We start from the raw sequence: 11,843 nt of genomic DNA on the forward strand, positions 1-11,843 counted from the left end.
CAGCCTTCGCTTCGAGCAGAGCAATGCGAGCTCGCTTAGTTGAACTCTCATGGTGCTTCCGCCGCTTGGCATTTTTCTGCTTTTGCATCGCTGCCCCCTTAAACGCAAAAACCCGGCGCAAGGGCCGGGTTTGGTGTGTGGGTGCCTGCCGCTCTCTGCGGTCGCACCTATCGAAGATGACTACTTTTTACAGGTGGATTTTACTGGCAGCAACCCTGTTTTAACGCCACCCGGTGAATGTCTAGTGAACGCCTAGGCAATGTCGGCGAATATCTTTATTTCGGCTATCAGCGCCTTTGGCGCTGTCCTGCCTGTCCCACTGATAGTGAGTCAGGCAGGACAGCTACAGGCCCCGAAATACAAAGCTCTGCCCTACTGTCCTACCTCTGTCTTTCCTTTCTCGCCTGTAAGAAGAAATTGAAAGGCACGCGTGCGCGCCCACGGCGCGTAGTGTGTGCCCGCTGCGCTCATGTGTGCGCATGACGCGCCGAGAGGTTGGACAGTAGGACAGCCCACGAATGACAAGGCCCGCGCTTGTCCTGCTGCGTTAAAACAGAGTCGGACAAGGCGAGCCAGTAGGACAGCAACAGACGCAGCCAGGGTAAGGCTCAAGCAGCCCTCCCCATGAGCAAGCCGTCGATGTACACGTGAGCCTCATGCAAACGCAGGTAGTACGTCCTGGCACTACAGCCGCAGTGCAGCATCTTCTGCGAAAGCAGGCTGTCGTGATTGCAGTAATGCTCCATCACCACCAGGGCCAGCTCGGGCGACAGGTGTTTGTTGACGATCAGCTCGATATCGGCCGATTCATCCAGCAGCACTCGGCTGCCCCGGGTTCCCCGTATCAGCTCGCCTTTGCACTCCATCAGCATGGCAATCATGTTACCGCCGCCTGCCGTGCCGATGGCCAGGGTCGTGGGCATGTGCAGGTCCTGAGCCCAGAGTTTGAGCATCTCGTCGATTCGTTTAATCAAAGCAAGGCTCCTCCTCCATCGGCGCCACCTGCAATGCAGATCCGCGCCCCCAGCCGGTCGGTTTCTGATAGGCCCAAGGGCGCACGCCGCTCTTAGTCAACGCCGGCATACGCTTCTTGCGCCACCCCAGGCGATGCATGATTGAGCCGACGCGCATCTGCGCTGGCTTGTCCCAATGGCTAGGGTCGATTTTCAGAACCTCGGCCAGGATCTGACTGCCGGTGGTGGTCTCCCCCAAGTGCGACTCTTCCAGCCACTTCAGAATTGGCACCTCCCATTCATCCACCACAAAGCGCTCTTCCTGCGCCTCGGCGAACAACGGCGCTTCGTCACGGATCACCCACCAGATATCACCCGCCTGATAGCAGAACATCGCCTCAGCCCAGAGCTGGTCTCGGATCTGTCGCAGTTGCTCCAGGTCGACCTTGGTGCAGGCCACCGGCCAATAACGCCGGTTGCCGGTGGCGTCCTTGAGGTATTCATCCTGGTTGGTGGTGCCCACGAAAACACACTGGCGTGGCACGTCCATCGTTCTGCGGCCGTAGCTCTCGCGATAGGTGTCCACCGAGGCTGAGAAGAACTGTTTGGCCTTGGTCGATTCGGCTTTGTTGAAGCTGTCCAGCTCACCCAGCTCGATGATCCACTTGCCCCGGATCGCCTGGAACGCATCCTTGTCGCCCAGGGTAAACGGCGTGTCCATAAACCACGAACCACCGAGAATGCTCATGGCTGTTGACTTACCAGCGCCCTGTGCACCTTCCAGAATCATCACCGAGTCCGCCTTGCACCCCGGCGCCATCACCCGGCCCACCGCCGAAACCATCCAGCGCTTGCCGACCTTTGAGCTGTAGTCGGTCGGCTCCACGCCCATGATCTCGGTGAGCCAGGAGTCGAGCCGGGGCACGCGGTCCCACTCCAAGCCGCGCAGGTAATTGCGCACCGGATGAAACGCCCGATAGTGCGCCACCACGCTCACCGCCTCGATCACGTTCCCGACCTTGACCCGCAGGTTGTACTGCTGCGCGAGCCACTTCATCACCAGCATGTCGTCGATGTCGGCCCAGTCGCCGGTGTCGCCGCCATAGGGCGGTACCCGCAGCTTGACGATCTTGGCGCTGAACGAACAGAAGCCAATCACCCCGGCCCAGCGCTCATCATTGCTCAGGATCAGTTCAACGTTCTGCATGTGCGCGATCAGCATGCCGCTGTCGCTGCGAGCCAACAGATCCCGCCAGCCACCCGCAGCGGGTGGCCTGACCACCGCCAGCACCTGACGACGCACTGCCTCCAAACCTTCGGCGCAATGCAGGTCGTTGAAGTCGGTCCACTTGATCTCTCGCTCGCCGGAAAAGATCGGCGCCACCACCTGGCCGCCGACCACCGCCGCTGCGTTCTCCGCTCGTTCCTTGCCGGGATTCCAGGGTTCTCCGTTAGGACGCGTTGTCTTCCAGTCATCATCCCGACAGACAATGATCGGACGACCCGGAAAGCGCTCCCGCATCGCCTTGGACACCTGCATGAGGTTGCCGGCATCAAAGGCAATGGCCACAGTCAGCGAAGTCGCCATATGCAGGCTGACGCCGGTCGCGTACCCCTCACAAACCAGAATCGGCTCACCCGGCTCCGGGTGTGGACCGACCAAATGAAAAGCCCCATCCTTCGACATCCCGTAAGGCCAATAGGACTTATCGCGGCCAGTGTTCTGCAGCTTCTCAGGATAGATAACCTGCAGGCCCACAATCTGGTCGCGCACGTTGCTCATGGGCACCAGAAACGCCCCCGAGCGCGGTGCATAGCGCACACCGAAACCAACGATCTGCTTTCGGTCCAGGTAAGCGCTTTTGCCCTTCTCCGGCATACGCTTGAACAACCCGGCGGCACGCTTTGCCGCACGACGCGCCGCATTGGCCGCCACTTCCGCCGCCCGGCGTTTCGCCTCTTCCTGCCGGGCGCGCATCACCTCACGCTCCTCAGCACTCATCCGCCCGGGTTTGACCTTAATCTTCTGCGTCACACCCGAACGCCAGTCGCCAAAGCTACCGAAGATCAGGGTCTCGCCCTTCTCGGTGTAGTGCTCATGAACCACGTACCAGCCGTTTTTCTCCTTGCCCTTATCCTGCGCCGTCTTGCAGCGGGTGAGCTTGCCGAACACCAACGGCTGCGCGGGCTCCAGGCCGTAATCGGCGAACTGCCCCAAGACCTCATCAAGCATGGCGGGCCCTCCGCACATCATCGATCTCCTGACAGGTCACACACATGGTGCAACCCGGCTGCGCCAAGCGGCGCGCTTCGGGAATAGGACCGTCACAGTCTTCGCAGATGAGGAAGGAATGCGCCGCCAACTCAGGTCTCAGCAACTGACGCGCCGCAAGCGCTTGATCGAGGCGTTCTTGCACCAGATCGTTGGCAAAATCCGCAATGTCAGCCATGGTCCGCCCCCCGAGTGGTCTGGTTGACGTAGCAGGCACGGTTAAACATGCCTAGCAGCCCCTGTATGCCGCGAAATACCTGCAGGCGAATTTCGGCCAGCTCGGCATCACTTACCACGCCATCGCCGATGCTTTTGGCCCAGGTGTCGGCCAGGTCGGCGACCTGACGGAAGTACACCGCGATGCCCGTGGTCAGCGTCTCCGGCATGTCGTTGGTGTAAGCCTCGGCCAACTCCTGCCAGATCGTGTCCCCTACCAAGGCATGCACCGCGTCGAGAATGCGCCGGTCCTTGGTCAGCTCCAGGATTTCGCCAAATTCTTGAATGTTGATGCTGTGGCTAGGGTGGGTGGGAGACAGCTTGTGCTGCAGCGTGGTCGGGTTGCGGCCGGTGGTGGCGGCGATGGCTGCGGCGCCACCAGGATAGTCCCGGGCGGCATGGTAAAGCGCGAGATCGAGCGGCAAGACTTCCCGCTTGGCCCGCTCAACAGAGTTCAAAGCGATACGGCTCATGGCATTAATCCTTAAAAGTTGCCAGTGCCGCGCAGCATGCAGTGGTGATACATTTGCCGCGTGGCTTGAAAGGGCCCAAACGCCGGCGAGGTCTTCGGGATCGACACCGGCACCGTGCCGAGGCGAACAATCCGTTGTTCACCTCTGGCGCAACAGCTGCCCTATCTGTGGTGGAGAAGGCAGCAACCCAAGGCTTCCGAGCCTTGAAAGCGCGGTTGAAGTAGACGTTTTTGCATGTGGTGTGCACGCCTACCTAAACCGCGACCTGGCGACACTGTGATGGTGTGTGCCGGGAGGAACTGGGCGATCTTCGGATCGCCTTTTTTCTAAGCTGCTTGAGTTCCACCTAAATCAGGCGGAAAAACGTCATCAAGCGAACATGCAGCGCCAAGCTTGTTTAGCGCACGAACAATTGCTCGACATTCCGATAGCCCAGCATTGCGCCGCCCGGCCTCGTAATTGCTAACACGCGTCTGCGTCCAACCAAGCTCAACCACCAAATCTCTTTGCCTAATACCTGCTTTCTCTCGGTGCTCAGCAATACGGTTCATAAGGGGTCTCCGATAACACGCGGCAATCTTAAGCACGAAACGTGAACTTTTCAACACGCAAAGTGTGAAAAATAAATTTCATATCGTGGTAAAAAAAGCACATGAACACACTAGGCAATCGCATCAAGCAATTAAGAAAGGCTACCGGCATGAGCCAACAGGCTCTTGCTCATGCCTGTGGGTGGGAGTCCCAATCTCGTATTGGCAATTATGAGAAAGGAACACGCCAACCTAATCTGCAAGATTTAGAAATACTGGCTACTGCCCTCGGGGTGTCATTACCCGACCTAGTGGCGGGCCGCGATCGATCCGAAATTGAATCGCTACCCGAGCACATCCAAGGCCGTGTTCGCTCTGAGGATCGAGCTGTCAGGGAGTTCGGCCGCTCTAGCGACAAAGGGCAGCCTGTAAGCAGCAACATAGGATGGGCAAAAGACGGGACAGTCCCCGTTACAGGCAATGCTCAGTTGGGTAATGAGGGCTATTTCGAAGAGCTCGCCTTGCCACCTGGGCATGATGATGGATATCTGAATATTCACAGCGATGATCCCGATGCTTATGGGCTCAAAGTGACAGGCGACAGCATGTTGCCCCGAATAAAAAACGGGGAATTTGTCCTAATTGAGCCCAACAAAAGCTTTTACAGCGGTGATGAGGTGATGGTCCGAACCGCATCAGGTAAAACAATGATCAAAGAGTTCATCTACCTGCGTGATGGGATGTACAGGCTAGACAGCATTAATGGTCTGCACGCCCCCATTCACGTGCCAGAAGAAGACGTTTTAGACATTCACCTTGTGGGGGGAATTTTGAAGTCATCACGCTTTCTCCATAACTCGGCCGACATTTAATCACACAACGTATTGACACGGACAAACACACTACGTGATATTTGCCTCACTCTTCCACCACAGAGCGAGGCAATACCATGCACACCACCGCGACACTGCACGTCCATCCGGCATGTGCCAGAAACCCAAAACTGATCGAGCAGCTGCAATCCAATACCGGCTGCCTGGTTGTCCTTCACGACAGAAAACTTAAGCTCGTGGCAAAAAAACGCGGGCCCTCCCCCTTCGATCCGAACGGCGGAGGCGACGCGGCATGAGCAAATTCAGAGTCGACAACCGCACGCTGCAACTGCTCAAGGCCCAGGTCAACCTGAGCGAAACCTTCCACCACACCCTGCGCGATTCACCACAGCGCACGGCGCTGAAGCTTCGGCTGAAGGTTGATCGCACCCAGGCAGACGTCACTTTTGTGGTCGAGGTCGGCAGCGAACGCCACACGCTGACCCTGGCCAACGACAAGAAAGCCCACTTGAAGCTGGCTGACTTCATCGAAGAAATCGCCAACGGCCCAATCGATCCTAACGCCGAGCTGGCTCCACCACGACACGCCGAGCGCGTGTTCGGAGCCTTCAGCGCCCAACAGCGCGAGCAGGTGTTTGGTGTGGTGTGCCTGGGTGGCTTCCTCGATCTGGATCTCGGATTTGAACTGCCGATTCGTCTGGCCGTGCACCGCACCCGAACGCGCAAGGGCGTCACCGTTATCCTGAGCATCGGCGTCAAAAGCCCACGGACCAAGTGCTTCACCGTCTCGGGCAGCGACGTGCAGATGTACCAGGACGTCTGCGAATCCATCCTTCACTTGGCAGCGCTGGCAACTCCCGCCGCGCACGCTGCTTAGGAGGCCACCATGGATCGCAACCTCAAGGAAACGGCCCGGTACTTCGGCATCACACGACCGCAGCTGATCGGCCTGATGCAAGAGAAAGGCTTGCTCAACGCCGAGCGACTGCCGGCCTATCCAACACGCGACCGTGAGTACCTGGGAACCAAGGAAGGCAAATGGTTCCACCCGGAGCTGGGCCTGCAGTACAGCCAGTCAACGCGGGTTCGTCAGGCCGGCATTCCCTGGCTTGCCGAACAACTGGGTCTCGCCCTGCCCGCGATCCCGGCAGATCGCCGTGACGTGGCCTAGGGAGTACGCCCGCCAGATCATCGCCTTACGGACCAAAGAGGAGCGCAACGCTGCGCTCCTTGAGGTACCCGAGCATCTGCGCGAGCTGACCAAAGCCCACTGCCTGATCACCTGGAACCACCCGAAACGCCGCCAGCGCATGGAGAGCCAGTAAGCCAATGAGTAACGCCAACCAGACCCCGCTGCGCCTGATGCCAGCACCGGAAACCGCCACCGTCGAGCTGCTGTATCGCACCTTCGGCGACGTACTGATCCCGCTGGAAAAGATCCGCGTGCAGTACTTCCGCAACCTCAACGAACAGTCATTCGCGGCCGAGATCAGCAGCGGCCGCATTCAACTGCCCGTCACCACCCTGGACAGCAGCCGCAAGGCCCCGAAGTACGCACACATCCGCCACGTTGCCGCACTGATCGACATCCGCGCCTACCGGGCGGATGAAGAACACGCCAAGCAACAGGCCGACGCCGCCGAGCACGACCAATAACCCAACGGCTGCCACCACCAGCCAAACCCACCGGAGCACACTACATGACCCACATACAGATCATTGCCCTGATCGGCCTGATACTCACCGTCGCCCTGCTCTACTGGGCCGGCTACCTGATTGGCCGAAGCAATGGCCGAGAGGCCGGGATCGAGGAAGGCAAAGCCTTTGCCGAAGCGGACAACGCGAGAGCCCTGCGCGAGCTGACAACCGCACTCAAGTTCGTGCGAGCCGATAACCAAAGGCTGGCTCAACTACACAAGTACCTGCAGGACAGCCAAGCCCTCAAGCCAGCACACCGCCAGACCTTGCTGACCATCGCGGATCTGCTGCGCATTGCCGCCGAGACATTCAGCGCCTTCAAGACCGGAAAAAAACTCGAAAGAGACTCGCGCTCGCTGCGCGATCAAGCCCTGACCATGGCCGCCCTGGTGGAGCCAGCAGCAAAGGAGGAAGCGGCATGAGCCAGCAGATCGGTGGACCAGCCCGCTATCAGAAACCGGAGGAAAGCGGCATGTCGCACGCTGAGCCCACAGCCCGAACCATGACCGCTTTGCTCCGCAACGCCGCCAGCGTCGACGCGCAAGAAGCAAAGAGCCGCTGCTGCGCAGCAGCAGGCATTACTGCTCTTGCCCACAGCACCACCGAGGCGCGTACACCCCACGAAAAGCTGCGCGGGGCCGCTACACCTGGAGCAATGCTGAACGCTCAGGGCGGGCTGCTCGCGCAGCATGTCTTGGGGAATAAAGCATTCCTATTTCTTTTTAGGCTGCTGCAGCTCTGCCAGTTTTTGCGCCGCAATGTTGATGGCTTGAGAGTTAGTCGAAAAAACATATGCACATCTCATCACATCTTTTGCGTCCCCCTCAGCAAGCAGCCTCGCGAATACGATGCTTTGCTCGAGCGCCCCTCGAATAACAAGAAATGGCTCCACCATTTCTTGGCTAGGAAAATCTACAGGATTAATTCCTTTGAGAGCCATCAACTGCTCTTCAACGGAAGTCATTATCTCTGTTTTAAGTGCAATGTTTTCAGACTGCATCTCAGTGAAACTCTGAAACAAAAGGCTACTGACAGCTGCTGCACGACTCGTCACACAGAGGACAAGTTGAACTACAACGTGTTGTTTAGCATCACGAACTGCGATCGCATCCTTGGTCTGCTTATTGCCGATGTAAAATGCCGCGCAAACTGCTGCAATGCCACCAAAAGCTTGAAGCCATGCTGCAGCCTCCTGTTTCAATCCAAACGCATCAAGCACAGCAAACAGTGCCCATCCCAAGGCCCCTATCGCAATAACGCCCCAAACAACCCAAATACTGGCGAGCCTCATTCCCGACGGCATGCTGAAATTCTCCATGTGTTATGGCTCCAAGCCATCAAAAAAAATGGAGCATGCCCATTTCTAGACCTTCCGTCCACGAAGGAGGCCGCGTGAATGAGCTGGCTCTTTTCGCAGGCGTTGGTGGCGGAATACTCGGCGGCCACCTCCTCGGATGGCGCACCATCTGCGCCGTTGAGCGTGATGCCTACGCCGCACAGGTTCTGGCGCAACGACAAAACGATGGAGCCCTCCCAACTTTCCCTATTTGGTCTGACGTGTGCAGTTTTGACGGAAGACCATGGAGAGGCCTTGTTGATGTGGTTTCGGGGGGATTTCCCTGCACCAACATATCCATCTGCGGGGACGCCTCCGGCCTGGACGGTGAAGCAAGCGGATTGTGGGTGGAGCAGCGCCGAATCATCGATGAAGTACGACCCCGCCTCGCGTACATGGAGAACTCGCCAATGCTCACTTCTAGGGGGCTTGGACGTATTCTCGGGGACCTGGCCGAACTGGGGTTCGATGCACGATGGGGAGTGTTCAGCGCATACGACGCCGGCCTGGATCACAGAAGGGAGCGTATCTGGATTGTGGCCGACGCCAACGGCTTCGGACGGGAAAGGCAGCGTTCTACCAGAGACCGCCAGGAAGAGAGCCGAAAAGTCCTCGCGGGGTGTACGCCTGCCCGAGCACTTAACCCTTCTGGGCTTGCTGCCTGGAGGGCGGCACAACCCCGAGTTCAGCGAGTGGTTGATGGGCTGGCCATTGCAATGGACAGACATCGCGCCATTGGAAATGGCCAAGTTCCGCGAGTGGCAGCAACAGCATTTTATGCACTTTCCAAGTGAGGTGGCCGCATGACCACTAACAACACCCTAAATACAGTTAACGCACTGCAGAGTGAAACACTTGACCAGGACGAACTGCACACCATTACCGGGTATCAGCTCCCATCCAAACAGATCCAATGGCTGACCAACAACCATTGGGAGTTTGTTCTGACCGGTGCCCGGCGCCCCATCGTTGGCCGGGTCTACGCCAGGATGAAATTAGCCGGAGTTAAACCCTCAGCAACTAATGCCGTGACTGAAGTCTGGTCGCTCAACCTTGCGAATGTGAGCTGACCCGTGCGCAAGAGAACCACAGCCAACCGCGACCTGCCGCCGCGTATGGTGCGCCGTATCAGAAAGGGCAAGAACGGCCAGATCTGGACGGCGTACTACTACGACGGCAGGGACGCCGCCGGCAAACGCAAGGAGATCCCGCTGGGCACCGACCTCGATCAGGCCAAGGTGGAATGGGCCAGGCTGGAACGCAGAGCGCCACCCAAGCCCAACCACCTGATGAGCTACGTATTCGACCGGTACGAAAAGGAGATCATCCCCGGCAAATCAATCCGCACCCAGTCGGACAACCACAAGGAACTCAAGCAACTCAGGAGAGCCTTTGAAAACGCGCCTATCGAATCGATTACCCCCCAGGTGATCGCCCAATACCGCGATGCCAGAACCGCCAAGGTCCGGGCCAATCGAGAAATCGCCCTGCTCTCTCACGCGTTCACCATTGCCCGAGAGTGGGGCCTGACCGACAAAGCCAACCCGTGCTTCGGCGTTCGCCGCAACAAGGAAAAGCCCAGGGACTACTACGCTGGCGAGACCGTATGGAATGCGGTCTACGCCGAAGCGGTGCAGGAACTGAAGGACGCGATGGACCTGGCCTACCTGACCGGGCAACGCCCCGCAGACGTGCTCAAGATCGCCGCCACCGACCTGAACAACGGATTCTTACTGATAGGCCAGGGCAAAACCGAAAAGCGCCTACGCCTGCGCCTGGAGGACGAAGGCGTCCAGTCCGGGTTGAGTGCCTTTATCGAAGACCTACAGGAACGCAGGGCCATTAATGGCATCAGGACATCGACGTTGATCACCAACGCCTCAGGGCTACGAATGAGCCAGCAGATGCTGCGCAACCGCTGGGACGATGCGCGGGAGAAGGCTGCCATCAAGGCTGCGGCCGATGGCGATCCGGCACTGGCGGTCAGCATTCGGCAGTTTCAGTTCAAGGACATCCGGCCGAAGGCGGCTAGCGAGATTGAGCTGACGCATGCTAGCCGGTTGCTGGGGCACACAACGGAGGAGATGACGAAGAAGGTCTATCGGCGTGTTGGTGAGATTGTTAAGCCTACGAAATAAGCGTATGCCGCCATAAATCATTTTTGGCAGCATACGGCCAATAGGCAATAGCGCCCTTCCGCAGAAGCCATCTTTTGGGGAGAACGGAGCAGGCTTTATCGACAATGCGCTGTGTATCCATTTCGGTTTGCAGCTCTGGGAATTTCGAAGGAGTTGGTCGAATCGATTGCAGGTTTGCGCCATATCTCTAAAATAGAAAAATTTTGAGTTCTAGGATAGAAATGCAGGACCTAAAGGCTTGCTTAGGCCACCCCTCCGATGAGAGACGCGAAACGCAAATGCCATCTCTTGGAGTCGACAATCTTTCGTCGCCCTTACCGACGATCAAAGGTATAGACCTTTTCTCTGGTGCGGGAGGTTTCTCACTTGGAGCATTTCGGGCAGGGATTGAGATTGTTGGTGCCTTAGAAATAAATAAAAAAGCCGCACTTACATATTCAAAAAACATTAAAAACTCTAATGGTGAAGCGGTACCTATAATAAATGGGGATATTTCACCCATTGATCCTGGGGATGCCTTGGCACGCTGGAAGCTAAGTGAAGGTGCGTGCGACATCATAATTGGCGGCCCCCCTTGCCAAGGTTTTTCTAGCCACAGGATAAAAGATAGCGGTGTAGACGACCCGAGAAATATACTCTTATGTCGGTACTTTGATTATGTAAAAAAAATACGACCCCGTGTTTTTCTAGTAGAAAATGTACCGGGCCTGTTGTGGCCACGGCATTCGACGTACTTGAAAAAATTCTATGAAATGGGTGAAAGCGCGGAGTACAAACTATTCCCTCCAGCCGTATTAAATGCTTGCGACTTTGGTGTACCACAGAGCAGGCGGAGAGTGTTTATCTTGGGAGTAGACAAATCTCGACCTATAAATATTGAATGGCCTCCTAAAGCCACTCACGTATCACCCTCCCTATCCGAAAGTGAAAAAAAAGGCAGGCCCCTTTGGAAGAACGCAGGAGAGGTTTTTTATTCGGCAGACGAAAACGACCCGAACAACATTCATATGAATCATTCTGAACAGTTGATAGATCTCTTCAAAAGAACACCTATTAACGGTGGAAGCCGCTCAGATTCGGGAAGAGTATTGAAATGCCACGAGGGGCATTCTGGACATAGCGACGTGTACGGTCGCATTGATCCTTCAAAGCCAGGTCCTACGATGACAACTGCTTGTATTAACCCCTCCAAAGGAAGGTTTGTTCATCCTGTAGAAAATCATGGAATTACATTGAGGCAAGCGGCTAGACTGCAAACTTTTCCCGAAGATTTCATTTTTGAGGGCGGGCTAATAGCCGCTGGGGAGCAGATAGGAAACGCTGTACCTGTACTTCTCGCTGAAGCCATACTAAAAAAAATCGTTCAGTCCCTTATCTAATTTTTTGTGTAGGTG

At 56.9% G+C, this 11,843-nt stretch carries 16 protein-coding genes; 10 read left to right on the forward strand and 6 right to left on the reverse strand.

The window, feature by feature from the left end:
- Positions 1-608: 608 nt before the first annotated feature.
- The 5 genes from GWQ44_RS09695 to GWQ44_RS09715 all read right to left on the reverse strand — a co-directional run bounded on the left by GWQ44_RS09695 (position 609) and on the right by GWQ44_RS09715 (position 4,465).
- On the reverse strand, positions 609-974 hold the full coding sequence (locus tag GWQ44_RS09695) for a hypothetical protein (RefSeq protein WP_275927161.1): 366 nt from the start codon (positions 972-974) through the stop codon (positions 609-611).
- A complete protein-coding gene (locus tag GWQ44_RS09700) occupies positions 967-3,186 on the reverse strand; it encodes a VapE domain-containing protein (RefSeq protein WP_275927162.1) in 2,220 nt (739 codons plus the stop codon). Before GWQ44_RS09700 ends, GWQ44_RS09695 begins: the two co-directional genes overlap by 8 nt.
- On the reverse strand, positions 3,179-3,403 hold the full coding sequence (locus tag GWQ44_RS09705) for a TraR/DksA family transcriptional regulator (protein ID WP_060839754.1): 225 nt from the start codon (positions 3,401-3,403) through the stop codon (positions 3,179-3,181). Before GWQ44_RS09705 ends, GWQ44_RS09700 begins: the two co-directional genes overlap by 8 nt.
- Complete coding sequence (locus GWQ44_RS09710) at positions 3,396-3,914, reverse strand: phage regulatory CII family protein (protein ID WP_263001015.1); 519 nt, start codon at positions 3,912-3,914, stop codon at positions 3,396-3,398. The genes GWQ44_RS09705 and GWQ44_RS09710 overlap by 8 nt, the downstream gene beginning before the upstream one ends.
- 326 nt (positions 3,915-4,240) lie before the next feature.
- Complete coding sequence (locus tag GWQ44_RS09715; RefSeq protein WP_080774206.1) at positions 4,241-4,465, reverse strand: helix-turn-helix transcriptional regulator; 225 nt, start codon at positions 4,463-4,465, stop codon at positions 4,241-4,243.
- A 101-nt stretch (positions 4,466-4,566) separates the two neighbouring features.
- Between GWQ44_RS09715 and GWQ44_RS09720 the strand changes: the two genes are divergently transcribed.
- The 6 genes from GWQ44_RS09720 to GWQ44_RS09745 all read left to right on the forward strand — a co-directional run bounded on the left by GWQ44_RS09720 (position 4,567) and on the right by GWQ44_RS09745 (position 7,397).
- Entirely contained in the window at positions 4,567-5,316 is a 750-nt protein-coding gene (locus tag GWQ44_RS09720) for an XRE family transcriptional regulator (protein WP_041118665.1), read from the forward strand.
- Between the two features lie 77 nt (positions 5,317-5,393).
- The gene (locus tag GWQ44_RS09725) at positions 5,394-5,573 is read left to right on the forward strand and encodes a hypothetical protein (RefSeq protein ID WP_258717740.1); all 180 of its coding nucleotides are present in this window, start codon (positions 5,394-5,396) and stop codon (positions 5,571-5,573) included.
- A complete protein-coding gene (locus GWQ44_RS09730; protein ID WP_275927163.1) occupies positions 5,570-6,154 on the forward strand; it encodes a hypothetical protein in 585 nt (194 codons plus the stop codon). Before GWQ44_RS09725 ends, GWQ44_RS09730 begins: the two co-directional genes overlap by 4 nt.
- Positions 6,155-6,163: 9 nt before the next feature.
- Entirely contained in the window at positions 6,164-6,448 is a 285-nt protein-coding gene (locus GWQ44_RS09735) for a hypothetical protein (RefSeq protein WP_047287326.1), read from the forward strand.
- A gap of 158 nt (positions 6,449-6,606) precedes the next feature.
- Positions 6,607-6,933 (forward strand): pyocin activator PrtN family protein, encoded by a 327-nt coding sequence (locus GWQ44_RS09740; RefSeq protein ID WP_210458527.1) that lies wholly within the window; start codon positions 6,607-6,609, stop codon positions 6,931-6,933.
- 44 nt (positions 6,934-6,977) lie between these two features.
- Entirely contained in the window at positions 6,978-7,397 is a 420-nt protein-coding gene (locus GWQ44_RS09745; RefSeq protein ID WP_275927164.1) for a hypothetical protein, read from the forward strand.
- A gap of 290 nt (positions 7,398-7,687) precedes the next feature.
- On the opposite strand, the gene GWQ44_RS09750 is transcribed toward GWQ44_RS09745, so the two are convergent.
- Entirely contained in the window at positions 7,688-8,293 is a 606-nt protein-coding gene (locus GWQ44_RS09750) for a hypothetical protein (protein ID WP_275927165.1), read from the reverse strand.
- Positions 8,294-8,328: 35 nt separating this feature from the next.
- Between GWQ44_RS09750 and GWQ44_RS09755 the strand changes: the two genes are divergently transcribed.
- The 4 genes from GWQ44_RS09755 (at position 8,329) to GWQ44_RS09770 (ending at position 11,828) form a co-directional block, all read left to right on the forward strand.
- Positions 8,329-9,105: a DNA cytosine methyltransferase gene (locus GWQ44_RS09755; protein ID WP_275927166.1), complete on the forward strand. Its 777-nt coding sequence runs from the start codon at positions 8,329-8,331 to the stop codon at positions 9,103-9,105.
- 9 nt (positions 9,106-9,114) lie between these two features.
- Positions 9,115-9,381, forward strand: a complete 267-nt coding sequence (locus GWQ44_RS09760) for a DUF4224 domain-containing protein (RefSeq protein ID WP_275927167.1) — start codon at positions 9,115-9,117, stop codon at positions 9,379-9,381.
- Between the two features lie 3 nt (positions 9,382-9,384).
- Positions 9,385-10,449, forward strand: coding sequence for a tyrosine-type recombinase/integrase (locus GWQ44_RS09765; protein ID WP_275927168.1), 1,065 nt, complete (start codon positions 9,385-9,387; stop codon positions 10,447-10,449).
- A 221-nt stretch (positions 10,450-10,670) separates the two neighbouring features.
- The gene (locus GWQ44_RS09770) at positions 10,671-11,828 is read left to right on the forward strand and encodes a DNA cytosine methyltransferase (protein WP_275927169.1); all 1,158 of its coding nucleotides are present in this window, start codon (positions 10,671-10,673) and stop codon (positions 11,826-11,828) included.
- Positions 11,829-11,843 lie beyond the last annotated feature (15 nt).

Origin of the sequence: Pseudomonas sp. 3MA1 (genome assembly GCF_029237275.1) — a bacterium.
GTDB lineage: Bacteria > Pseudomonadota > Gammaproteobacteria > Pseudomonadales > Pseudomonadaceae > Aquipseudomonas > Aquipseudomonas fluorescens_AP.

Coding starts and splice junctions, on each gene's coding strand:
- GWQ44_RS09700 (WP_275927162.1), bottom strand. CDS start 3,186: ATGCTTGATGAGGTCTTGGGGCAGTTCGCCGATTACGGCCTGGAGCCC.
- GWQ44_RS09705 (WP_060839754.1), bottom strand. CDS start 3,403: ATGGCTGACATTGCGGATTTTGCCAACGATCTGGTGCAAGAACGCCTC.
- GWQ44_RS09710 (WP_263001015.1), bottom strand. CDS start 3,914: ATGAGCCGTATCGCTTTGAACTCTGTTGAGCGGGCCAAGCGGGAAGTC.
- GWQ44_RS09715 (WP_080774206.1), bottom strand. CDS start 4,465: ATGAACCGTATTGCTGAGCACCGAGAGAAAGCAGGTATTAGGCAAAGA.
- GWQ44_RS09720 (WP_041118665.1), top strand. CDS start 4,567: ATGAACACACTAGGCAATCGCATCAAGCAATTAAGAAAGGCTACCGGC.
- GWQ44_RS09725 (WP_258717740.1), top strand. CDS start 5,394: ATGCACACCACCGCGACACTGCACGTCCATCCGGCATGTGCCAGAAAC.
- GWQ44_RS09730 (WP_275927163.1), top strand. CDS start 5,570: ATGAGCAAATTCAGAGTCGACAACCGCACGCTGCAACTGCTCAAGGCC.
- GWQ44_RS09735 (WP_047287326.1), top strand. CDS start 6,164: ATGGATCGCAACCTCAAGGAAACGGCCCGGTACTTCGGCATCACACGA.
- GWQ44_RS09740 (WP_210458527.1), top strand. CDS start 6,607: ATGAGTAACGCCAACCAGACCCCGCTGCGCCTGATGCCAGCACCGGAA.
- GWQ44_RS09745 (WP_275927164.1), top strand. CDS start 6,978: ATGACCCACATACAGATCATTGCCCTGATCGGCCTGATACTCACCGTC.
- GWQ44_RS09750 (WP_275927165.1), bottom strand. CDS start 8,293: ATGGAGAATTTCAGCATGCCGTCGGGAATGAGGCTCGCCAGTATTTGG.
- GWQ44_RS09755 (WP_275927166.1), top strand. CDS start 8,329: ATGCCCATTTCTAGACCTTCCGTCCACGAAGGAGGCCGCGTGAATGAG.
- GWQ44_RS09760 (WP_275927167.1), top strand. CDS start 9,115: ATGACCACTAACAACACCCTAAATACAGTTAACGCACTGCAGAGTGAA.
- GWQ44_RS09770 (WP_275927169.1), top strand. CDS start 10,671: ATGCAGGACCTAAAGGCTTGCTTAGGCCACCCCTCCGATGAGAGACGC.